General features: G+C 35.2%; 19 protein-coding genes. 1 reads left to right on the plus strand and 18 read right to left on the minus strand.

The window, feature by feature from the left end; genetic code table 11:
- Nucleotides 1-22: 22 nt before the first annotated feature.
- From AA088_RS12810 to AA088_RS12820, 3 genes are read right to left on the minus strand one after another with little or no spacing between them, the layout of a single operon-like run.
- Nucleotides 23-2,563, minus strand: coding sequence for a beta-mannosidase (locus AA088_RS12810; protein ID WP_052752892.1), 2,541 nt, complete (start codon nt 2,561-2,563; stop codon nt 23-25).
- Nucleotides 2,556-3,761 carry a PNGase F N-terminal domain-containing protein gene (locus tag AA088_RS12815; RefSeq protein ID WP_046745420.1) on the minus strand — a complete coding sequence of 402 codons (1,206 nt, stop codon included), beginning with the start codon at nt 3,759-3,761 and terminating at the stop codon, nt 2,556-2,558. Before AA088_RS12815 ends, AA088_RS12810 begins: the two co-directional genes overlap by 8 nt.
- Nucleotides 3,758-4,483 (minus strand): copper homeostasis protein CutC, encoded by a 726-nt coding sequence (locus AA088_RS12820; RefSeq protein WP_046745421.1) that lies wholly within the window; start codon nt 4,481-4,483, stop codon nt 3,758-3,760. The genes AA088_RS12815 and AA088_RS12820 overlap by 4 nt, the downstream gene beginning before the upstream one ends.
- A 588-nt stretch (nt 4,484-5,071) precedes the next feature.
- Between AA088_RS12820 and AA088_RS12825 the strand changes: the two genes are divergently transcribed.
- Entirely contained in the window at nt 5,072-5,737 is a 666-nt protein-coding gene (locus tag AA088_RS12825; protein WP_046745422.1) for a DUF6261 family protein, read from the plus strand.
- 303 nt (nt 5,738-6,040) lie between these two features.
- On the opposite strand, the gene AA088_RS12830 is transcribed toward AA088_RS12825, so the two are convergent.
- From AA088_RS12830 to AA088_RS12905, 15 genes are all read right to left on the minus strand, one after another.
- Nucleotides 6,041-6,670 (minus strand): hypothetical protein, encoded by a 630-nt coding sequence (locus AA088_RS12830; RefSeq protein ID WP_046745423.1) that lies wholly within the window; start codon nt 6,668-6,670, stop codon nt 6,041-6,043.
- Nucleotides 6,671-6,828: 158 nt separating this feature from the next.
- The gene (locus tag AA088_RS12835) at nt 6,829-7,518 is read right to left on the minus strand and encodes a hypothetical protein (protein ID WP_046745424.1); all 690 of its coding nucleotides are present in this window, start codon (nt 7,516-7,518) and stop codon (nt 6,829-6,831) included.
- Entirely contained in the window at nt 7,506-7,850 is a 345-nt protein-coding gene (locus AA088_RS12840) for a hypothetical protein (RefSeq protein WP_046745425.1), read from the minus strand. The genes AA088_RS12835 and AA088_RS12840 overlap by 13 nt, the downstream gene beginning before the upstream one ends.
- Nucleotides 7,851-7,994: 144 nt before the next feature.
- Nucleotides 7,995-8,495 carry a hypothetical protein gene (locus tag AA088_RS12845; RefSeq protein ID WP_046745426.1) on the minus strand — a complete coding sequence of 167 codons (501 nt, stop codon included), beginning with the start codon at nt 8,493-8,495 and terminating at the stop codon, nt 7,995-7,997.
- Between the two features lie 166 nt (nt 8,496-8,661).
- Complete coding sequence (locus AA088_RS12850) at nt 8,662-8,910, minus strand: hypothetical protein (RefSeq protein ID WP_157547200.1); 249 nt, start codon at nt 8,908-8,910, stop codon at nt 8,662-8,664.
- An 882-nt stretch (nt 8,911-9,792) separates the two neighbouring features.
- Nucleotides 9,793-10,773: a PD-(D/E)XK motif protein gene (locus AA088_RS12860; protein ID WP_046745429.1), complete on the minus strand. Its 981-nt coding sequence runs from the start codon at nt 10,771-10,773 to the stop codon at nt 9,793-9,795.
- A complete protein-coding gene (locus AA088_RS12865; protein ID WP_046745430.1) occupies nt 10,770-13,007 on the minus strand; it encodes a Z1 domain-containing protein in 2,238 nt (745 codons plus the stop codon). Before AA088_RS12865 ends, AA088_RS12860 begins: the two co-directional genes overlap by 4 nt.
- Nucleotides 13,008-13,011: 4 nt before the next feature.
- A complete protein-coding gene (locus AA088_RS12870; protein ID WP_046745431.1) occupies nt 13,012-14,550 on the minus strand; it encodes an ATP-binding protein in 1,539 nt (512 codons plus the stop codon).
- Entirely contained in the window at nt 14,534-15,889 is a 1,356-nt protein-coding gene (locus tag AA088_RS12875) for a DNA cytosine methyltransferase (protein WP_046745432.1), read from the minus strand. Before AA088_RS12875 ends, AA088_RS12870 begins: the two co-directional genes overlap by 17 nt.
- A 406-nt stretch (nt 15,890-16,295) precedes the next feature.
- Nucleotides 16,296-17,726, minus strand: a complete 1,431-nt coding sequence (locus AA088_RS12880; RefSeq protein ID WP_046745433.1) for an SLC13 family permease — start codon at nt 17,724-17,726, stop codon at nt 16,296-16,298.
- Nucleotides 17,727-17,809: 83 nt separating this feature from the next.
- Nucleotides 17,810-18,421, minus strand: coding sequence for a MarR family winged helix-turn-helix transcriptional regulator (locus tag AA088_RS12885; protein ID WP_046745434.1), 612 nt, complete (start codon nt 18,419-18,421; stop codon nt 17,810-17,812).
- 49 nt (nt 18,422-18,470) lie between these two features.
- A complete protein-coding gene (locus AA088_RS12890; protein ID WP_046745435.1) occupies nt 18,471-18,734 on the minus strand; it encodes a DUF2024 family protein in 264 nt (87 codons plus the stop codon).
- Between the two features lies 1 nt (nt 18,735).
- Nucleotides 18,736-19,461, minus strand: a complete 726-nt coding sequence (locus tag AA088_RS12895; RefSeq protein WP_046745436.1) for a hypothetical protein — start codon at nt 19,459-19,461, stop codon at nt 18,736-18,738.
- Between the two features lie 67 nt (nt 19,462-19,528).
- Nucleotides 19,529-19,762 carry a hypothetical protein gene (locus AA088_RS12900; RefSeq protein ID WP_046745437.1) on the minus strand — a complete coding sequence of 78 codons (234 nt, stop codon included), beginning with the start codon at nt 19,760-19,762 and terminating at the stop codon, nt 19,529-19,531.
- Nucleotides 19,763-20,237: 475 nt separating this feature from the next.
- Nucleotides 20,238-22,448, minus strand: a complete 2,211-nt coding sequence (locus AA088_RS12905; protein WP_241483412.1) for a beta-N-acetylhexosaminidase — start codon at nt 22,446-22,448, stop codon at nt 20,238-20,240.
- Nucleotides 22,449-22,491 lie beyond the last annotated feature (43 nt).

Raw genomic sequence — 22,491 nt, forward strand, 5'->3', positions numbered from 1 at the left:
GAACACCTACTAGTGTTATAAATTACAAGGTTGGTATCGTTTTTTCTCGAATTCCATTCAAGGTTTTAAATGCCAAATCGTCTATAGTATCGGCATCAGTTTCAAAAGTAATGGTCATGGTTTCATTTGGCAATACATCAAAGAAATTATCTGAAAAATGGCCTTTGGTTTTGGTATAGAAAAACACGTCTTTTTGTAGCGTTTTAGAGGAAATTTCAATGGAAAAGCCTCCTTCAATTTTAGTAACTTTTGTAGAGATATCTTCTTTAGGTAAATTCAACTCTTTAGGTTTGGCTACATAAAACAATGACGTTAAACTCCAATTTGAGTTAGTACTTGCAGCATCTGTACTGAGTTGAGGCGAAGTAAAAACAGCTTTCATCACGTACTCGCTTGGATGGGCTTTACTATTAGAAACAGGTGTGCGAGCAATTAACGTACTCGAATTAGCTGGTATTGTTACTTTTTGTTGTACGTTGTGAATGTTAGTTCCGTTAAAATCTATAAAGTTGAGAAAAAAATCACCTTCTATTGGTTGTAATTTATCAGAAACAATATACGTTTGGATGGTATCATTTTCTACCACGGAAGAGATTAGTACATCTTCAAAGGAACGTTTTGCTTTGTAATGTAGTGCTTTCCAATTGCCAAAAAAGTCAATGCTCGACCATGAAACCACTGGCCAGCAATCGTTTAATTGCCAATATAAACTTCCCATGCAATACGGCATGGCTCTACGTTGTGCTTCCATCCCCATCGTCATTCCTTTGGCTTGTGTTAACTGACTCATATATACATAATCATCACCTGAAGTGGGTACAGGATAATCACGTTCCATATACTCACGTATCAACTTGAATCCTCTTGGATGTTTTTGATGTGTGATGTAACTATCATGATTAATGCTGATGGAGTCTTCTTCTGTAAAGTACCGAATGGCTTCATACGAAGGGAACGATTGAAACCCAAACTCACTCATAAAACGAGGGACTTTTTCTTCAAAACGTTCAAATGGTAAGGCATCGTGCCAAACACCCCAATCATGTGCATCTCCTTCAAATTGAAATAAAGGATTTCCTCGTCCATATTCGGGAGAACTTTCCCAATAGGAAATTTCAGAGTCGAAGTTTTTGACTGTATTGGGTAAAATGCTGTCAAATACAGCTAAATAGCTATCCCATATTTCTTTTTTTTGCGGTTCGGTTTTATCGGTTTGCCAGCCCCAACGATGCCACGCTTCACGGTTTTCATTATTCCCACACCAAAGCGCTAGTGATGCATGGTTGCGCAGTCGTGTAACTTGATGTTCAGCTTCGTGTTGTATATTTTTTAGAAAATCTGTATCGCCAGGATACATGGCACATGCAAACATAAAATCTTGCCACACAAGAATTCCTTTTTCATCACACAATTCATAAAAAATATCACGTTCATAAATCCCGCCACCCCAAACACGTAGCATGTTCATGTTAGCATCTACAACATCATTTAACAAGTTCTCGTAATGCGTGTTTGTTACTTTATCTTGCAAGCTGTGTTGTGGAATGTAATTAGCTCCTTTCATAAAAACAGGAACCCCATTTAGTTCAAAATAAAAGGTTTCTCCTTGCGCATCTTTTTTACGAATTAATTCAATGGTTCGCAACCCAATTTTAGCTTGTTGTTGTGCCTTGAGGTCGTTTCCTTCTTTCAGTGTAATATCAAACGTATATAAATACGGCTCGCCCAAATTATGCGTCCACCATCGTTTCGGATTTTTAATCTCTACTTCTGTAGTATACGTATGCGTACCTTCTTGAACGGCTGCAATAACACGCTGAGTGGTATTTTCGGTTTTTACTTCAAAGGTAGTTTCTTCAATAGCTCTATCAGCAGTAATGGTATATGCTACGGAAAGGACAGCTAGTGAATCGGTTATTTTTTTCTGAGAGAAATATACATCTTCAAGTTTCATGGTATTCCATGAAGTAATTTTTACAGGTTTCCAAATTCCTGAAGTGTTTAGGGTAGGACCCCAATCCCAACCGTATTGAAATTGTGCTTTTCGTGTAAATACACGCGGTCCAGGAGGCAATACATAATCAAGTTTTGCTGCTTCGGGAGTTTCATGTGTACTGGTTTTTTCAAAAGCTATGCGTAGGGTGTTTTGTTCTTTTACCCGATTTTTAATAGTAAATGTCCAAGTGCGAAACGCATTATTTGTTTGTCCAAGCAAAGAATCGTTAAGGTAGATAGTTGCATACGTATCCAAGCCTTCAAATGTAATTTCTATATGGTCTTTATTTCGTGTTTCTTCTTTAAGAGCAAATGTAGTTTGGTATTCCCAGTTTTTCTTTGGAACCCATTGTACAATCAATTCATTGGAAGCTACAAACGGGTTCGGAATTTTTTTATGAGTTAATAAATCTGAATATACATTTCCTGGCACCGAAGCTGTCAACCAAGTAGTATCTGTGTCTTGTTTGAATTGCCAATTCTCGTGAAGATGTAACGTTGTAGGTCGGTCATCTTTTGAGCAACTTATGAATAACCATATACAAGCTAGATAAAAATATTTATTCATGATCGTAAACAATATATGCGGAAACCATCCAATAATTCATTTCTCCTTCTTTAGCTTCTTGAGCTTCGGGAATGCTTATAGATACTGTATGTTTTCCTGTTGAGATATTTTTTAATGGAATACGTATAGGAGCAACGTCGCTTCCTGGACACCAATTAGAGCGAGATAGATCAGAAGAGGCAATTTTTTCACAATCGTCTACATCGTCATAAAATTCATTGGCTTTCCAAGTGCCCGAAGTAGGGTTGAAGCGTCTAAAACTAGCACAATCGTCACGCCAAGGAATAAATGATTTAATAACGGTATCATTTAAACGAATTATATTTTCTTTCTGAACAAATTCGTCTCCCGTAGCATGCCCACCATGACCTGTGGTCATATAATACAGTCGGACATTGGTGGCTTGTTTAGGTAATTCAAATTCTACTTGCAAATCAGATCGGGAAAACTCGTCATACAACTTTTGACCAGAAGCATATTTTGTTGTATTTAGTAATGGAAGTACAGTTGATTGTTTTTTTTCATGTAGCGGAATCTCACTTTCGTCAAAGTGAAGTGTCGCTGTAAGTTTGTATCCTTCTTTTGTCCATGTATCAATAAAAACACCTACATAAATTTCGTCTTCTAGCAACGGCAGCAAATGTGTGATGTTTTGTGACCAAGAAACGTTTGTTTCCCACTTTGGGATGTACACAGGTTTTCTGCTTTTTACACGTTCGTCATTGGTAAAATGTCCCACACCAAAAGGAGTCATAAAACGAAGCAATTCAACAGTAGGTTGATATTGTAAGCGATCCTTTTCATAGTAGGTTACCATTGGATACATTACTTTAAGACTATCCAGATTAAATTTCCCTGTTTCAAAGTCAATCAAACTAAGATTGGAAGTTTTGGGAATGACAAATAGTGAACCCGATTTATCCCAAGGGTCACCATTGGACGTGAGTGTCATGTCAACAGTGACAGTTGCTTGTTTTTCATAAGTAGGGACTTTTATCTTTTTGACTAATACACGTCCCGCATCTAATCGTAAAATGTCGTTTTGGGTACTAGGATTTTCTTTAAAAGCCATGTCAAAATGAAGATGTTCATCCTCAAATACTACGATAGAAGTATCTCCAATAGTTTTTAATTCTTTATCTGCACAAGCAGTACACATGAGATATAAAAAAATAGATATGTACGTGAAATTTTTCATGAAAGGATACGTGCTACCAGTTGTTTGATTTTTTCTTTATTGGATGTTGCAATACGAGTTTCATTGAACAACGTAGCACTATGCATGCTAATTTTGGGTTCGTTGATGGTTTGATGAATACTTGTGGCGGAAGCGTGAATTTCGGTAAAATCACTTTCTTTAAAAAGATACACATTGCTAGGATTGATACCGCCGCCAGGCATGATAATAAGCTCGTTTTCGACTAAATCTTTTAATTCTTGTAATAATAATATTCCTTTTTCAGCAGATTTTGCCTGTCCTGAAGTCAATACACGATTTACACCTAAAATGGCTAGTTCGAGAATGGTTTCTTTCGGATTTGGCACCCAATCAAACGCCCGATGAAAGGTAAACGACAAGGGCTTTGCCAATTCAATCAGTTCTTTGGTACGTTCGGCATCAATTGTTTGATCTTGCTTAAGCACGCCAGACACAATGCCTGCACACCCCAATTCCTTACACAATTCAATATCTTGCTTCATGATTTCAAATTCTACCTTTGAATAGGTAAAGTCGCCACTTCGCGGACGAATTAGTACATGAACAGGAATTGATACTTCGTTCATAACCTTTTTCAGTACCCCATATGAAGGAGTTACACCGCCCACAGCCAGTTCGGAACACAATTCAATACGGTGCGCCCCTGCTATTGAAGCATTCATAGCAGATTCGTACGAGTTGGCACAGATTTCTAAAATCATTCTTTGAAATTATAAATGTTGAATTCTACATTTTAAATGTAAAACTACGTATTTGAGCTCGATTTCACTTTTGAATTTACTTCCAAATTTTGAATACTGAGTGTAGCAAACAAGGATTGGGAACTCCAAAAAAAGGTGCTGAGCTTGTCAAAGTACCAAATATATCATTTCTAAATTGTTTTGAATGCGCTGAATCTTTCAATTATTAATCTAATTTTTAGCATTCGAGTGATTGTGTTTGTTGTTTTTGATTATATACGGACGCGTGTTGTACGATTGCGAGGTGCTTTTGTACGTTGCGGAACGCTAGAAACAGTTTTGTAATTTAGGTTCCGTACGTGCGGAATGCTAAAAACAGTTTTGAAATTGTGATTCCGTAAGTACGGAAATGTTAAAATAGTTTTGAAGTCATGATTCCGCAAGTGCGGAATTATTATAACAATAGTGTATTTTTAATTCCGCACATGTTTTATGTGATAATTCCTAATAAACATGCTATATTTAGTAAAATTATTACCAATACTGTAAATGAGCTCGTTTTCAAGACCAATTTTAAAGGATTATCGCAGTAGTGAGTTTCTACAATTTATGAAAGATATCGTCAAGTTAATCAATCAGTACGATGTGGCTGCTTTAGGGTTGACAGCCGAACGTGCTGCGATGGCTTCGCAGGTAGCAAATTTAGTTTTGGCTTTTGAAGTGGAGCAAGAACCAGTGCAAACAGCCGCTTTACAAGCATTGGATGCTCAACGTGATGATTTGTATAAGGGGATTCGGTATGTGTTGAAAGGATATACGTATCATATAGATTCGATTAAGAAAGAAGCTGCTAAAAGTTTGCTATTTCACTTTGAGACTTACGGAAAGAATGTACACAGAATGCCGTATCAGCAGGAAACTGCGTTGATTGCCAATATGATGGAGCAGTGGCAAACCGATACACAACTGCAAGAGGCAGTTACCATGCTGCATTTGTCAGATTGGGTACAGGCGTTGGAAACCGTGAATAGAGAATTTGGCCAATTGTATGTAGCACGTGTTTCCGAAATTGCTACCAATGACATACCGACTTTTACGAGTTTACGTGACGGTGCCACGGCTGTGTATCGCACATTGGTGGAACGATTGGAAGCTTTCGTCACTCTGAACACGCATGACGATCATCAAAAGTTGCATGTCGAAATTCACGAATTGGTTCGACAATACAATCAAGTAGTCAAGACACGGCGGAAGAAGCGTTCAGAGAAAGGGTAGTTTTTATGAGATTATTTCGACTGCGCTCAATACAAGTATTTCGACTGCGCTCAATACAAGTATTTCGACTGTGCTCAATACGAGTGTTTCGGCTACGCCTCGTAATGACAAATCTAAGAGTCAATCAAAATACAACAACCAACCATCCGACAAATATTTTCATTTAGGATGTATCTTGATTGTAAGAACTCTAAATTTTAGAGTTCAATAGTAAAACTTAAAAGAAAGATATTCTTAAAAGGGCTGAAAATCCTCGAGGATTTTCAGAAGTAGGCGAGAACAAGCAATTACTTATAGCCATTGCTAGACAACGTTTTTTAATTTTTTAATCAGTTTAGGGATAAGAAAAAATAATAATCCAATTGCCAAAAAAATCAATGCTCTTTTTGAAAGTTCACCCGATTTTTTCATATGGCTATCATATTCCGATTCATATTTTTGTTTATGCTTAATTGAACTAATCATTTCTTTTGCTGCTTTAAAGCTTTTACTGTCATTATTTGGTAAATCGAAATATTGAATATTTATCCAACCTTCTTTACCCAAACTTTTTATTTCATACAACGATTTTCCCATTATTGAATATTTGGCTAATGAGTAATTTTCCGATTTTTTAATAATTAGTGTGTCGGCTTTTATATCTTTCGTCATTATATGATTTAGGCTTGTAAGAACTTTTTCAGAACTTTCAAGACCAAATTCAGGCATTTCATAATACTGATATTGGATTTTAGGGAACTTCTCCAAATCAGTCGAATCAGTAAATATTTTTCCTATTTCGTGAAAGTTCTCATAATCTAGCTTTCTGTCTTGTTCAGTAAAATAATTAAATTCAGTTGGGATAGAAAAAGTCAAATCTCTCAATTTCACTTTATTTTGTGCAAATGTCAAAACTGGGATTGATAAGATTATGACTATAATTTTTTTTTTCATTAGTGATTTTCTCAAATGTTGACTAACGCGTTTGTATATGGTTTGTTGTGTGAAAATCCGCAAGGATTTTCCGCCGTAACCGAAAGATAGCAAATTGCAATGAATTCCGATTAGGAATTCAGCCGCAATGAACTATACACGTTGTTAGGCACAGTCTTTTATTTTTCAATCATATAGCTTGTCATTCCGTTATATTGTTTTAAAGCAGTTTCTTTATCAAAATCATCGTGTAAATTTGCAATTGATTTTCTTACCGAAGTAAAAACAAAAGGCAAATCACTTTTATTCAGAAATTCAGTTTTTCTAACAATATCAGATATTGAATTTGCATACCATTCTTTTCGTTTTTCATTTACTTTTGATATTTGTTCTTTAGTAAGTTTTGGAAACCAAATTTTATTATTTAAGCTGTCAGGTAATATTGGATGTTTGTATTGCCAAGATGAATAAACTTCAAAACTACCTTTCTCCATATCATTTTGAAAGTTCAAATAGAAAATCGCTTGTTCTGGGTCAAATCTTCCACTTTTTACAGCTGATTTTAAAATTGGTTCCAAATCGATAACAGTTTTGTCATAACTTCTCCTTTGAGCTGTATGATGCAAAATAATATAGTGAGGTTGTTGTCTTAAATAATTGTCATATCCTAATTCTACTTGAGATGGAAAACCGTCTGAGTCGGTTAGTTCCAATATTCGTTTTAAGTTTATTTTTCTAATCGAATTGATTGTATCATCGTGAGTCTCATACATTGGTCTAAACAACTGGTCCCTAGCGTGAATTTCATTAAATTCAGTTCTTAATTTTTGGTTGTATTTTATTTCTCTTTTATATACTAATTTATCCATTCTTGCTCAGTCATATATTTACTTACAAAAACGGATTTCACAAAATCTAATTCATTTGAGTTGTTTATTATTTCTTGAAGGTATTTATCTCTCTTTTCGAAGTTATTCAATAGTTGACTCAATAATGCCAAATTAAAAACATCTTTCCCAAATGGTTTTTCTATTGCATCAAAAGCAGTTTTATATTCGCTTATAGCTTTTTCATAGTTTTCATCACAAATGGCAAGTTCAGCATTATTGATATGTTCAAAATAATTTTTTGAATTGAATTCTTTGGTTCTAGAACAACTCAAGATAATTACAAGAAATAAGATATAAAATGTGTATTTCATAAAGTTGCGTTCAGATTGTGCCTAACGGTTTGTGTATGATTTCGTTGCGTGTTTCAGCAACTAATTTAATAAAAAAGCAAAGGCAATAATTCAGCGCGAGGATTTTCCGAAAGGAAAATCAGAAGCAATGAATTATACACGTTTTTATTTGCTGTTTTTTATTTTTTCCAATAATCCATTCAGGTCAGCATTTGTCATATTATATTTTGGTTCAAAAAGACTATTTTTTACAGATAAAACTCGTAGTAAATACATTTGGTATGAAAATGAGGATTCATTCCTTTCACAGCCCCAAGCCATGTAAATCTTCTTTTCCTCAGTTACGCTATTTAATAAGTTTAAAACATAATTTTTATTATTGTTTCTTTTGGCGCTTATTAAATAACCAATAAATTTAATTGTTCCGTTATCACTTGATTTTAAAGACTCAAGTTCCTCGTCATTAATTAATTTATCAAGTTTTAGGATTTTCTTTTTTTCTTTTTCACAAAATTGAAATACAGGTTCAGGTTCTCCTCCAGGAGATTGAACATAAATCCCTTTTTCTCTGCTCATTTTCTTAAAATCATCAATTATTTTTTCAGATTTAGATTGACCAAAAATAAAAATTGGGACTAATAAAATTAAGTAGATAATATTCTTCATTGTTTAAGTTTGAGTGTTAAAATTGCAAATAACGGTCTCGTATAACCGTCAGTTACGGGTTTTAAGTTACTACTTTTCGGTTTAGCACAGGCTTTAGCAATTCCGAGTGGATTCGGACGTAGTCGAATCCGCCGTAATTGCGGTTATACATTGTTGTACGCAGGTTTTATTTTCCATTTTTCATTAATTTAATAGAATCAATAATTATAATAACTAAATAAATTATAAGTCCGATTCCGCCAATTGGTAGTGTTATAAATATTCCTAACCAAGGAATTACTCCCCAAAAGCAGTTTCCTTCGTGACAAGGTTCATTTGTTATTAATTCGGTTAAATAGGCTCCAATAAATCCAATTATAAAGGAAGAAAGTGTTAAAAATATAATTACACCTAGCCATAACGGAAATCTAGTCAAATAGTGTTTTTTGGTTTTTAAAATTATACCCATTACATTTTTAATATTTGAACTTCGATTAGAGAATTTTTTTAGTCAGTTTTTTCAAAATTAGCATATTTTTCACTCTATCTATTTTAATTCAGTTGGATTTTTTGCGATTTGTTGTCAACTTGCGTACAACGATTAGAATAAGCTGCGTTTTAATGCAAGTGTATTCTGTTGTTATATATATGTTTTTTTGCGTTCTTACTTTAACTAAAGTACAACTTAAATTCAAGCCATAAAAAAGGAGTTCTAAAAAGAGCTAAAATAGCCTATAGACATCCGTTTGAAATTGTAAAAAAAGATGCACTTTATATTTGTATAAGGCGTGCCTTTTTTTTCATTTGTAACTTTAGACTTTATCGTTTTCTAATTAGGAGTTGATTTTATCAAATAAATCCACTACCTTAAATCAAGTTTTTGAGTACATTGACAATGTTTGAAAGAACGCTCTTTCACAGTGTAACTGCTAAAAACTTGGACTAAAATCTGCTGATTTTAAAGAAAAACTAGATAAAATCTTTCCAATATTTCCTTTTTCAAACGGATGTCTCCAATTCTCTTTTGGAATTATATATAACGGTTCTCAGCTATACGCAGGCAGGGATTTTTACCACTGAACTTTCTACGAAGAACTGAACTTCAAATTTACCACTTTCCTTTCCTACGAAGCACGAAACCCCTGCTTGCGTATAGGTGATGTTGTGCGTTCGGTGTTCTTTTTCGTCCGTCTGTTTTTCGGTCGTTTTGGTCGTGCGGTAGGGCAGACACACTCTTTGCCAAGTTTTGGCTTGCGGGTCGGCTGGTGCGACTTGGCAATGTGTGTGGGTGTGAAGCGTTGGTTTTATTTCTATTTTGTTATAAAGCATTGAATAGTCCTTTTCTTTCTTTTAGTTTATTTAATTCTATTGCCTTGATACTTGTCAAGTCAGATTTATATTTCACTTCTGAAACATTGTTTGGAATATGAACTTCCTCTATTTTGTCAATGTCTTGATGTCTGTAAAAACGTAAAGACTGTTGAGCAATGTCATAATCGAATTTTACGCCAATGGAATGTTCCAAAGAACTTCCAAGCGTTCTAAAAACAATTGTGTTTAGCTTTTCAACTGTATCAAAGTCGTAATCAATCTTCTCAGAAATTCTGTCAATTAAATACTGAATGCTATTCCCTGAATTGTGTTGTTTTAAAAAAACCGAAGCAATTAAAACTTGTGTATCAGACGGAGGGTTTAACTGTTCCGCTGAGAAAATATGTTTTCTCTCAAAGTTCGAACTGCTCTTAACTTCAATTCTTTCTGTTCCTGCGTTAAAATCAAATTTCTCCTCTGGTATGTTATGCCAATAATTTATGAGTTCTTTTGGATTGGTTGAATTTTCAATTAAAAATAACTCAGCCCAAAGACCGTTTACTGTATTTGTTGGAGAATCTGTCAAGGTTTTAAATACTTCAACAAACTTTTTGAGCGAATCAATTACTTGTGGTTGAGTTGGATTTTGTCCAACTGTTTTTACGAGAGATTCAGATATTCTAAGAAAGTATTCTTGCAAGTTTCTGTCGCTGCAACGGAATGTAATAACAGTAAATGTTTGAAATTTGAAGGAATCATTCTCATAAATTTTACATTCAAGGTTTTGTTCAAGTTGCAAATATTTGAGGCGAAAATTCTTCAGGCTTAAATCCTTAATTCTCTTAGATACAGAAAGCAATAAAACTGCATTCCCTTCAAAGTCAATTGCCACTCGAAAATTTGGGTATTCGGGGATTGGAATTGCATTGAAAACCTTGCTGTCATTTTCAGGCAAGCTCAGAGAATCGTATAGGTCAATTAAATTCATACTTGCCTTATTAAATCAGCTCCCATATGTTCAGGAATCCAAATTGCTATGGTTGGCACGTTTTGAAAATCGGTATCTCTCAAATTCAAAAGGTGAATTTGAATTGTCAAAAGATTTTCATCCTTAATTTCTGAATCACCTGGGTAAATTACTTCTCCTGTTCTCGGGTTACGACCTTGAAATAGCTGTTGTATTTCATCATTTCGATTTAATCTACGAGTTCTTGGTGTCCAATTTTCATAAGAATTTGTACTCATCAAGTAAACCAAACATTCTTCGTCTGAATGTTCCTCAATATATCCTTTTAAAATTCCTCTAAGGCTTGAGTATGTTGCTGAATCACTTTCTCTTGTATAACGAAGATTGTTAAGCAAATGCTCCAAACATTCTTGAATCGTAATTCTTGCAACTAAATGTTTTTGTTCTTCAGTTCTATTTGGATGTCCCTCATCTTGGTTAAACAATCCTGCTCTTGATTGTAGGAAAGTTAAAAGGGCATTTCTATTGGCTTCAATCAATTCATCTGTGTCGTGTGGTGCGTTAATTCTAAACCAATCATTGCCAAATGTATCTCTATCTAAATCGTCATAGATGATGTTTCGTCTAGTTAGGTTTAACATTTGATTAAGCACTGCCACTCTGTCTAAATCGTTTAGGTGTCTATCATTCAAATGGAATTCTAAAAGTCTATTTCTTACATCTTCTTCGTGCTCTACGATAAAATTATAAGCATCAATAGTTACTTGGTCTAAGAATACTCTACAATAGCCTAAGTAACCTCTTTTATATCCAAAAAACCTTGCTCTCTGTTGAATTGTATCAACGTTTCCTGTACCAATATTTCTCGGCATATAAGTTACGGTCAAACCTTCAACCGTAAAGCCTCTATCCATTGATTGTCCGCCCACTAAAATCCAAGAGTAGAAATCATTCCAAGGAATTTGCGGTGTTACTCCATTTCTAGAATTGACTTCAACAATTTGGGTGTATCGCAGAGCGTGAATCAAATCGTTTCCTGTCAGCGTTTCAAAACTAGGCAAATCAGAAACAGTCATTTGTAATTGATTATATGAAGTTCTGAACTCGTCAATTAGTTCTCTTCTGTCTTCAGCATCATTGCCTGAAAGTAACCTCTGCCAACTATTACAAGTATTTCTTATCCAATTTGTAAATTCGTTATGGTCTCCTTGCAGTCTTGAAGGATGGACAAGCATTGTCCTATTCCTGTGATTATTTTGCATTTCTCCTGCAACTACACCCAAAAAGAAAATGCGTAAAGCACTTTTCAAACTCTCTGGAATTTCAAAAAGCGGATTTGTTGGAGTAGGAATTTCATTTGGTGGTATCTCCAAGATAAGGTTTGGATTATTTCTGAAAAAATCAATTCCTCCTGTGTAATCAGGTCCGGGAGTTAATAGTTTTATGAAATTAGGAGAAAGTCTATCCATTATATTTATGAATAGATTTGCCTGTGGTGTGGCGGTGTATTGTAGAAATGTGTGATGTGGGAAAACATTGCGAAGTGCGTTTATTCTACGGTAAATAGTAGAAACTTGATTTTCGGTTAAACTTTCTATATCAATATTTTGTCGTGCTGCCCATCTTGCTCTAGTGTTTAGACTTGCTTGGTCTCCTTCATCATCAATTATCAAGGTTGGAACACCTGTAAGGTTTTGTCCCGCAAGAATATTAACTAAGTTATTCAAGTGAGATGTGTTCTTCATCACTGTTATAAGCAATGTTCTACACCTTTCTATTGGGAAAGTTGGGTCAGCCCATTGAGCAAGTGTTGTTTCAATTGTTTCAGCTTCTTGGTTGCTGTTAGGGTTTTGGAGTAATGTCCACTTTCTGTCAAAGCGAGTGTTTAACCTTAAATCGTCCGCTAATCGTTGTGTTGACTGATTTACGAGATTAGTTGAAACACCTGCAATTACGATTACAATCTGATAGTTGTTATCTCTAGCTAATGCAGTCAGAGTAGTGAAAGAAAGGGTTTTTCCACTTTGGACATAACCAATTACAATTCCTGTTTCATTATTGGTTTGGTCATTAGGATTACCACACACCTGCATAATTCTGTATGTTTCATCCAATATTCTTTCGCCACTTTGATTTAAACTTCTATTAGAATTAGTAAAACCTTTACTTCGCAAAAGTTCAGTAGTTTCATCACCTACAAATGGTTGCCAATCTCCATTTTGGTTTTGATTCTGTATTTCGATTATTTCTGTCATATCTTTATTGTTTTGAGAGATTGGATATTAGCTCATTAAAATTTCTCCGAACTTCTCCTTGATTTTTGTAGCTGTCCTTTGCAATGATTTCAGAAAGTCCTAAAGCTGCCGCAATTCTGAGAACAGGCTCAATTTTGTTAGTGTCGGCTCCTGCAAATTCAACCATAAAAGGATGTGTTAAAGAAAGTCTTATCCCAATTTGACGAACAGATGAATTGCTAACTTTTTCTTTAATAAAACTATCGCCTACTTCAATTAACTCTGTTAGTGAAGGGTCATATGAAAGTTCAATTGACACTTTCCAATCAACTTTATTAAAGCGAATGTCAAATTCTCTATGAAGCGTTTTTTCGGTTTTGGTTAATTCTACCTTTTCTTCGGGTTCTGCTACAGAAATTGAATTTACTACTTCGGCAACTGCTTGCGGTGCTTTCTTCTGAAAGTCATTCACCGTTTCATCAAGTGCTTTTACAGCTGCTTTATATTCTTTTTCAGTCGCTCTTACTCGATATTGTTCTGCTTGTTGCAGTAATGGAAAGTCTTTAGAGCTAATATCATCTTTAAGTAGTCTGAGAAAAATCTCTAGGTTTTCATCCCATTGGATTCCTTTTTTTGTAAAGTTTACACTAAATCCGTCTAAGTGAAGTTCTCCAAAAACTCTTTGATAGCGATAACTGTTTGGAGCTCCGAAAATAAAATCAGGTCTAAAGCCATTATCAAAACTGCCTTCAATTACTCTGCCTCTGCGAAATAATGCAAAACCTGCTTCTGATGTAGATGCCTTTTCTCTGATTGCAACAAAACCGTGAACACTTAAACCTTCTTCTAATTCAAAATCAATTTCCTTTCGCCACAGAATAGGGTCATCATCTGGTTTGTCATATTGAGGAACATTAAGGATTTTTGGGTCTTCAAATTTTAATTCTTCATTGTTCAAGGTTAGCTTTAAAACGCCTTTACGGATAAATTCTCTGTAAATACTTCGTAAATGGTCTTTTACTTTTCCTACACCTTTTCTTCTCGGCATTCTATTTACATCAAACAATTCTACGATTGTGAAATGATGGTTTTTTTCGCAAGATTTAATTTCAACATCCAACTCCTCTAACTTGTCCTCAAAAATCTTTTTCATATCGAAGGAAACCTTCTTCACCTGCGTTTCTCCCAATGCTGTGGATGTAACACACCAATTGTCAGCAAACCAACAAGCTGCTGATTTCATACCCATTCCAAATTCAGAAAGACCTGAATTATCAGGAGGAACTTCCGCAGCTCGAAATGCTCTTGAATAATCAGCTTCTCCAATTCCTCCTGCATTATCTCTTATGGTGATTCTATTTTCAGGTTCGTTTATTTCAACTCTTACTTCAAGAACAAAATCATCACCTTCAATTTGTTTTAAAACCTTTATGTTTTTTAGGTAACTGTCAACTGCATTATCAATGAATTCAGCCAATGCAAACCAAGTCTCATATTCAATGTGCTTGAGAACAGAGAGCATAGTAACTTGTGGACGAATACTAACTTTACTTTGCTGGCTCATAGGATTTGGATAATGAATTAGACGCTTGGAGTTGCTTCGCAACTCCATTCAGTTTCTTTTCTTCAACCAAAAGCTGAGTAGCAATGAGCTTTACAATTTTGGCATTTACAGCGTTTCCTAATGCTTTGAAAGCTGCATTGTCATTTTCAGGAAGTTTCAATCCTGTTAAAGACTGAAGTTTCAATCCTTCTTTTTTGGTAATGTATCTGTTTTCCCAACCAATAATTGGAATTTGAGTGTTCGTACAAACTAAAGAAGGGAAAAAATCAGGCTTTTTAATTCTTATGCCTGATGGTCTAAATTGCAATAGATAATTATTTATTATTCGTTTGCTGTCGCCAACATTCCATTCTAATTTCTGCCAACTTTGAGATGGCAACTTTGCAATTTGCTTAACGGCTTCTTTTATGAACTTTTTGTTGTCTTTGTAAAATTGTCTGTTCTGTCTAATATATCTCTGTTTCCAATCGGGAAACTCATCTTCAACTCTTGCGTAGCTTGGTAGATTTGCTAATTGTTCTTCCTTGGTCATTCCTTTTAATGAAATCCCAAAATTTCCTTTGTATTCACCTAATTCTTTTGCAGAAAGTAAATGAGGATATTGTTCTTCAAATGGATAGTCTGCTCCGAATTCCATTCCCCAAATTGGAAAACCTGGGATTTTTACCTCTTTTGGTAAAGCATCAATTAAGTCTTGCCAAAGTCGAATGCAATCTTGATTTGATTTAGGTAGTTGTTTTGCACTAACTGGATTCTGCTCAATGAAATTTTCAAGTTCAACAACATTTTTTTTGTATTTGTCTACCTTGTCAAAACTAAAATGGTCGAGTGCATTTATTCCTAACGAGCCAACAATAAATATTCTTTGTCTATGCTGCGGAATACCAAAGTCGTGAGGGGAATAGTCTTTATGGTCAACTTGATATCCTAGTCTCTCAAACTCAACTTTCATTGCTTTCCAAGTTTCTTCGTTATTGTGCTTGGCAATGAATCGAACATTCTCTAAAATGAAATATTTGGGTTTTCGAGCCTCAAGAATTTTTACAATTTCGTCAAACAGCGTTCCTCTGTCGTCCTCTCGTCCAAGTTGTTTACCCGCTTTTGAAAATGGCTGACAAGGGAAACCTGCACATAATATGTCGTGGTCAGGAATTAAGTCAATATTGTCTTTTACAATTTTCCTAATGTCTCCGTGAATGTTAATGTCTTTACCCCAATTCTTTTTGTAGGTATCTCTTAATACAGGGTCGAGTTCACTTGCAAATACACACTCGTGGCCAAGTTCGTGTAACGCCTTATGAAAGCCTCCAAGTCCCGCGAATAAATCTATAAATCTCATTCTATATTTTCTGTCCTAAATATTGCTTTTTCAAAATTCGCAATTTATGTTTTTAATCTTCTCTGTTTGTCCGTGCGTTGGCAAAAAATGGCTCTTTTGGTTTTTGGAGCGTTGGCTCGTGTGTCGGCAAAAACCAAATGTGCCATTTGCGGGTCGGCTTTTTACACTGACGCACAACATATGTATAACAGGAATTCCTGTTATCATACTAAATTTAGAAAATAACAGGAACCATTTTATTATAAACGTCCTATTATTTTTTATAAATGTAACACAAAACCTACATATGCACAATGAGGTTTCCCGTAAAGCGGGATAAAATATTTTAGGAGCGTATTATTAGATGATACTATCCAGCCTAACTGTTTTTGAGAGTATTAGCTAAGAAGATAGTTTTTCTTTATTGCTAATTCGGAAAGCTAAAAACCAACGGAATCACAAATTGAAAGAACAGAATCAATAGCGCAATAGAGATAAGGTTTAGAACAAAACCTGCACGTGCCATTTGCGCTACTTTTACATAACCACTTGCAAATACAATGGCATTTGGCGGTGTAGACATGGGCAACATAAAGGCACAACTAGATGCCATGGTTACTGGAATGAGAATGTGTAATAAATCTACGTTTAAACCTATGGCAACACCTGCTACCATCGGCGCAAAAATGGCAATTAACGCTACGTTGCTCATCAATTCTGTCATAAATAGCATTACAGTGATGAGAATGCTGCAAACGATAAGAATACTTAAAGTGGTATGATTGCTCACAGCAGTTCCTATCAAGTCAATGATACCAACTTCTGACAGACTGCTTGCTAGGGCGAGTCCACCACCAAATAAGAGTAAAATTCCCCACGGAAGTCGTTTGGTATCTTCCCAATCTAGAATTTGACGATTTTGATGCGTCGCTATAAAACATGCAAATGCTGCCACCAAACTAATTGTGGTATCGGAAAGGTTTAGGTTTGGGAATAGACTGTTGAGGTAATTTTTTCCAATCCAAAACGCAATCGCTATGATGAATATAAGCATAACAATGATTTCGGATTTGTTAATTTTTCCCAGTTTATCCATTTCACGATCAATGAGTGTTTTTGATTCTTCAAAGGAAGCCAAATGGTTTGGGTATAGGAATTTTGTTAAAACATAATAGATAAAAAACAGCATGATAATGGCAAACGGAATTCCAACCATCATCCATTTGACAAAGGAAATGCTGTAATTGTATTCGTTTTCCATAAATCCTGCCAATACAATATTAGGAGGCGTGCCGATTAATGTTGAAATTCCACCTACATTGGCGGCATAGGCAATTCCTAACATGATACTGAGTGCAAAATTTCGATCGTTTTTAGTAAAACCGTCCGCATCATCAATTAATAATTCAATCACAGAATAGGCGATAGGCAGCATGACAACGGTTGTAGCGGTATTACTAATCCACATGCTTAGAAAAGCAGTTGCTAGCATAAATCCGAGAATGATTTTATTGGGACTTGTACCTGTGAGTTTGATGATGCCCAACGCCACACGTCGGTGCAGATTTACTTTTTCTAAGGCGAGTGCTAGGACGAATCCTCCAAAAAATAGAAAGATGATCGGATGCCCATAATTTACTGCCACTTCTTTGATAGGCATGATGCCCAATAGCGGAAAGAACGTTAACGGAATTAAAGCTGTTACAGAGATTGACACTGTTTCGGTAATCCACCATACAATCATCCATAAAGCTACTCCAATTACTTTGTCCGCCGCAGGATTAATGAGTTCAAAAGGTGCTAAGAAAAACAGTAAACACAGTGCAGGACCTAAGACTAGCATGATTTTTTTCTTCATGTGTTGACAATTCTTTAGGATGTTTAGGATTGCAAAATAGGAAAAATAAAATTTCTTAAAGCCACTATTCCTCTTATCGATTCTTACCCATTTGCTTTTTCTTCATACTCTGGACAATCCAATCGAATTTCGGTTGTCATTAAAATTTTTTGAAGTAGGTTACAATAATTCGTTTCCTTATTCTTTTGATAATATTTGCAACCGTAGCAAGTACGCTGTACAGTTAAAACTCCGTTGTAATTGAGTTTGTAAATTAAATTACTAAGTGTATTTAGCAGACCTGTTAATTCGCTCTCATTGAAATTGTCGATTTGTTTTTTTAGTGGCATTGCAAAATCGTTAGTTTGAGTAACCATTTTTTTGCCTGATTCTGTCAATTGTAACGTGTAACTCCTATTGTCTGAAGATGAAAAGTCTTTGGAAATCATTCCTTTTCTATTCAAAGCTCTAATTGCATCGCTAATAGTAGGTTTTGTGACATTGAACTCTTTAGCTAGGTGACTTACATTGCAAAGCTCACGTTTATGAAAAGCAATAAAAATCAATATTTGAATTTGGATTGGGCTCAATCCAACTAATTTCGCTTTTTCCCATAACAACACTTTGAATACTTCTGAGATTCGTTCTAAACCAGCAACTATTTTACTAGAAATATCTTGTTCTTGTTGTGTGGGGTTAAATATACTGTTATCCATAAAAAAAGTCCCGTTAATCAACGGGACTAAGTTAGTAATCCTAATTAAATTAATTGCAATTTTCCATTTCAATTATGTGAAAACCTACCTTTTTGATAGATGCGATTACCTCTTCTGTTGCTTGTTCAATATGACAGAATTTGCATTCTTTTGTGGATAATTGATTGGAGCGAAACGGTTTTGACTTTACATAGTGTTTGCCAAATTCAAATACAGTGTATTGATTGGTTGTTTCACTTGGTACTAGAATATCAAAATGCATTATTTTACCATCTTCTCTCTGAACATACGTGTCCCAAACAGCTACTTTCATATTATTCTTTTTTTACGGTATATGGTAGTGATAAGTTTCCACTAGCTATACTATATATTTCATATACACCAAGCATAGGCAAGTTTTCATTACTTGTGTTTACTTTCATGAATGCAGTAACGCCATCATATTGGAAATTTGATTGATTATTCATCCTATAATTTGGTACTACTACATTGATTGTGTTTTGTCTTGTAGTAACAGGATAACCTGGAGAATCCATATACATTGGCATATTAGGATTAGTTGGTGGTAATACCACAGTTTTGTCAGCTTTTTTAAACTGCTTAACTGATAGCCCTCCAGGAACTCTTTCATCTTTGATTAATATGACCCAATGCGGATGCCAAACAAGTCCATCGTTGTTAAAAATTTGGTCGTTGTTCTCATCCCAAAGCGGAGTGTCATCAAAATCAGGATGTGAGGTCAATGCAAGGGCTACTATGCCGTTGGTTTGTCCAAACCCCACATCAGTTGGTTGTAAGGTAGTAGGAAATACATATCCCAATACGGGTGCACCATCCAATTGTCCTATTTTTGTTGGTGTTGTATTTCCTGCCGTTCCATTAACGTCAATTTCCCAAATAGTGATACCTAAATCCTTTTTAGTTGTGACTCGGACTTGTTTTATTGTAAAGTCATCGATTTTGTGTGAACTTTCTTGTGTATAGGACTCAGTTGTTCCCAGAATAATAATTGTTGTTAAGAAAAAGATAATTGATTTCATTTTTTTGATTTTAAAAGTCATGAGTTTATTTTTAAATTAGGAATCCTAACTTTATTTAATAAAAAATTTAACCTTTTACATCTTCTAAAGATGCTCCAAAATTGATATGTAGTGCATTTCCATTTGGTGTTACTAAAGCAGGGACAGAATTGACACCAGCTTTTTCTGCTTCAGCTATTCTGGTACGGTCTTCTCCAAGATGTACAATTTCAACATTTTTGGTTCCGATTAAGGCTATGATTTCTTGTTCTGCACTTACACATACTGGACAACCAGCGTGATAAAAAATTGATTTACTCATTTTTAAATAGTTTTAAAAGTTTTATGCATTATTGCAATGCAAATATAGTAAGGAATCCTAACTTTTAAAATTAAATTTGAAATTTTCTATTAATTAAATTTAACTTCTAAAAACATGTTGAGTTGTAATTGGTTGATATTTAATATTTTGAAGTCTATTTTAGAGATTTTATTTTTAAGAGATTTTGTAAAAATTGTTAGCTAGTAAGTCACTTAAAACTTTATTAGGAGCAATAACTGAGTGATTTCTTTTAGCAATATTAGCTTTATCGCCAATCTTTATTCCGTTTTTTATCCTTACTCACATTGTATGAAATACGATATGATGAGATATTGTATGTACTAGAACTTAGTACTATATCGAGGTATCAAAATCTACTAGTTTAAATTCATTAATTAAGGTAATTGAATGAAGAATTTCTCTTATTTTTTAAGAAATTAAACTTTCAATACTCAGAAAAAATATTTTCAAATATCTATTTAACGACTATCTCATCCACAAATGTCCATGCTTTATTTCCTGCGCCTTGTTTGCCTTCTGGAATGCTACCGTAGTTTGGAATAAAAATTTCAATCTTTTTAGTCATGACGCCGTTGAGTTGAAAGGTATGCGGAATCAGTGTTTCGTCTTTTTGTTGAATTGGACTGATTTGATTGAGCGTTCTACCGTCTTCATCATTGATAAAACTGATACCAATTTCTGTTGGCGCATAAATCCATTGTCCGTTGGCATTGTAAAAACGTGTGGAAATGGTGTTGATTTTTGTAGGTTCGTCAAATTCTATCGTAATAGTCACATCTTTACCCCAAAAGCCCAGCCATTCTTTATCGCCATACCGTGTTTCATTTCCCGAAACGCCGTTGATGAGCCCTTCTTTGCCGCTACCTGGATAGGATGTATGTGGTTGTGGTGCTAAACTAATTTTAGCACCAACCGCTTTGTGATCGTTGTATACCAAAGTAAAATCGCGACCAAGTTTTTGCGTGTCATCAAATACGGCTGCGTTGAGTATGATAGAACCTTCAATTGGGAGATAGTTATCATAAATTTTGGAATTTCCTGTGGGAGATGTACCATCAGTCGTATAGCGAATGGTCTTATCACGAATCACAGTTTGTAAATCAAACACCAATTGTTTGTCTCGTGTCGTCACGTTGCCTTCAATTTCATACAAATGATTGGCATAGTTTACGTGTTGTGCGTCCAGCTGTTTATGAAAATGTGATAAGCGATAGGCAAAGTCTTGGTAATCACGTTTTCTTGGATTCGACCACGTAACTTCTGACATGGCAATGGCTCTAGGGAATGCCATATACGCTGCTTTTTCAGATGAGGAGATATATTCTGTCCATAGATTTCCTTGCGCACCTAACACGTATTTGGCTTCTTCTTTGGATAGTTCAGCAGGAATTGGTTCAAAGCTATATACTTTTTCCAACGGTAAGTAGCCGCCAATTGCCAACGGTTCGCTTTCGTTGTCCGATTGGTAATAATCAAAGTAACAATGTGAAGTTGGTGTTAGGATTACGTTGTGTCCCGATTTTGCCGCTTCAACAGCGCCATTAGTACCACGCCAAGACATAACGGTAGCATTTGGAGCCAATCCGCCTTCGAGAATTTCGTCCCAACCAATAATCTGTTTGCCTTTACTATTTATGTATTTTTCCATTCGGGTGATGAAATAACTTTGCAACTCGTGTTCGTCGTGTAAGTTTTCTTTTTCGATTAACTTTTGACAATGCTCACAGGCTTTCCAACGTGTTTTAGGAGCTTCATCACCACCAATATGAATATATTTGGAAGGAAATAATGGCATTACTTCATCCAATACATTTTCAAGGAAGGTAAAAGTTGTTTCTTTCGGACAATAAATATCTTCAAAAACGCCCCATTTGGTGGCCACATTAATAACTTCTCCTGTACAACCGAGTTCTGGATACGCAGCAATCGCCGCTTGCGCATGTCCTGGCATTTCAATTTCAGGAAGTACGGTAATGAATCGTTCCGAAGCATAGTTGACAATATCTTTGACTTCCTCTTGTGTATAGTAACCACCATATTTTTTGCCATCAAATTGTTGAGGTATGTCGTTGTAGTGTCCGATGAGTGTTTCATTACGATACGCAGCGACTTTTTGTAATTTTGGATAGCGTTTTATTTCAATACGCCAACCTTGATCGTCTGTCAAATGCCAATGAAATGTATTCATTTTAAGTTGTGACAATAAATCAATGTATTTTTTGATGAAATCGACTGAAAAGAAGTGCCTTGATACGTCCAAATGCATTCCACGATATCCAAAACGCGGCGCATCGGTAATTTGTATATTTTGTATCTGTAGTTCGTCACTTTCTACAACAGCAGGTAGCAATTGTCGGAAGGTTTGCATTCCGTAGAACGCGCCTTGTGCTGTTTTGGCTTTGATTTGTATCTTTTTTGCGGAAACAATTAACTGGTAACCTTCATCATTTTCAATAGCATCGTCCTGTATAAATTGGATGGTTTGTACGTCTTGTTTGTTTTGAAGTAGCAACGTATATCCTAGTTTTTCTTTTAGATAGTCATTGAAGAATTCTGCCACAGCGATTAAGTCTGCATCTGCATACAATGACACATTTTTATGCAATACAAAAACACCTTCATGAATGTCTAATTGACTCGGAATAGGAATGATATGTGGCTTCACTGGTGATTGCGGTTTTGAACAAGAAATTAAACAAAGGAAAATT

The sequence above is a fragment of the Kordia zhangzhouensis genome (assembly GCF_001005305.1).
Classification (GTDB): Bacteria; Bacteroidota; Bacteroidia; order Flavobacteriales; family Flavobacteriaceae; genus Kordia; species Kordia zhangzhouensis.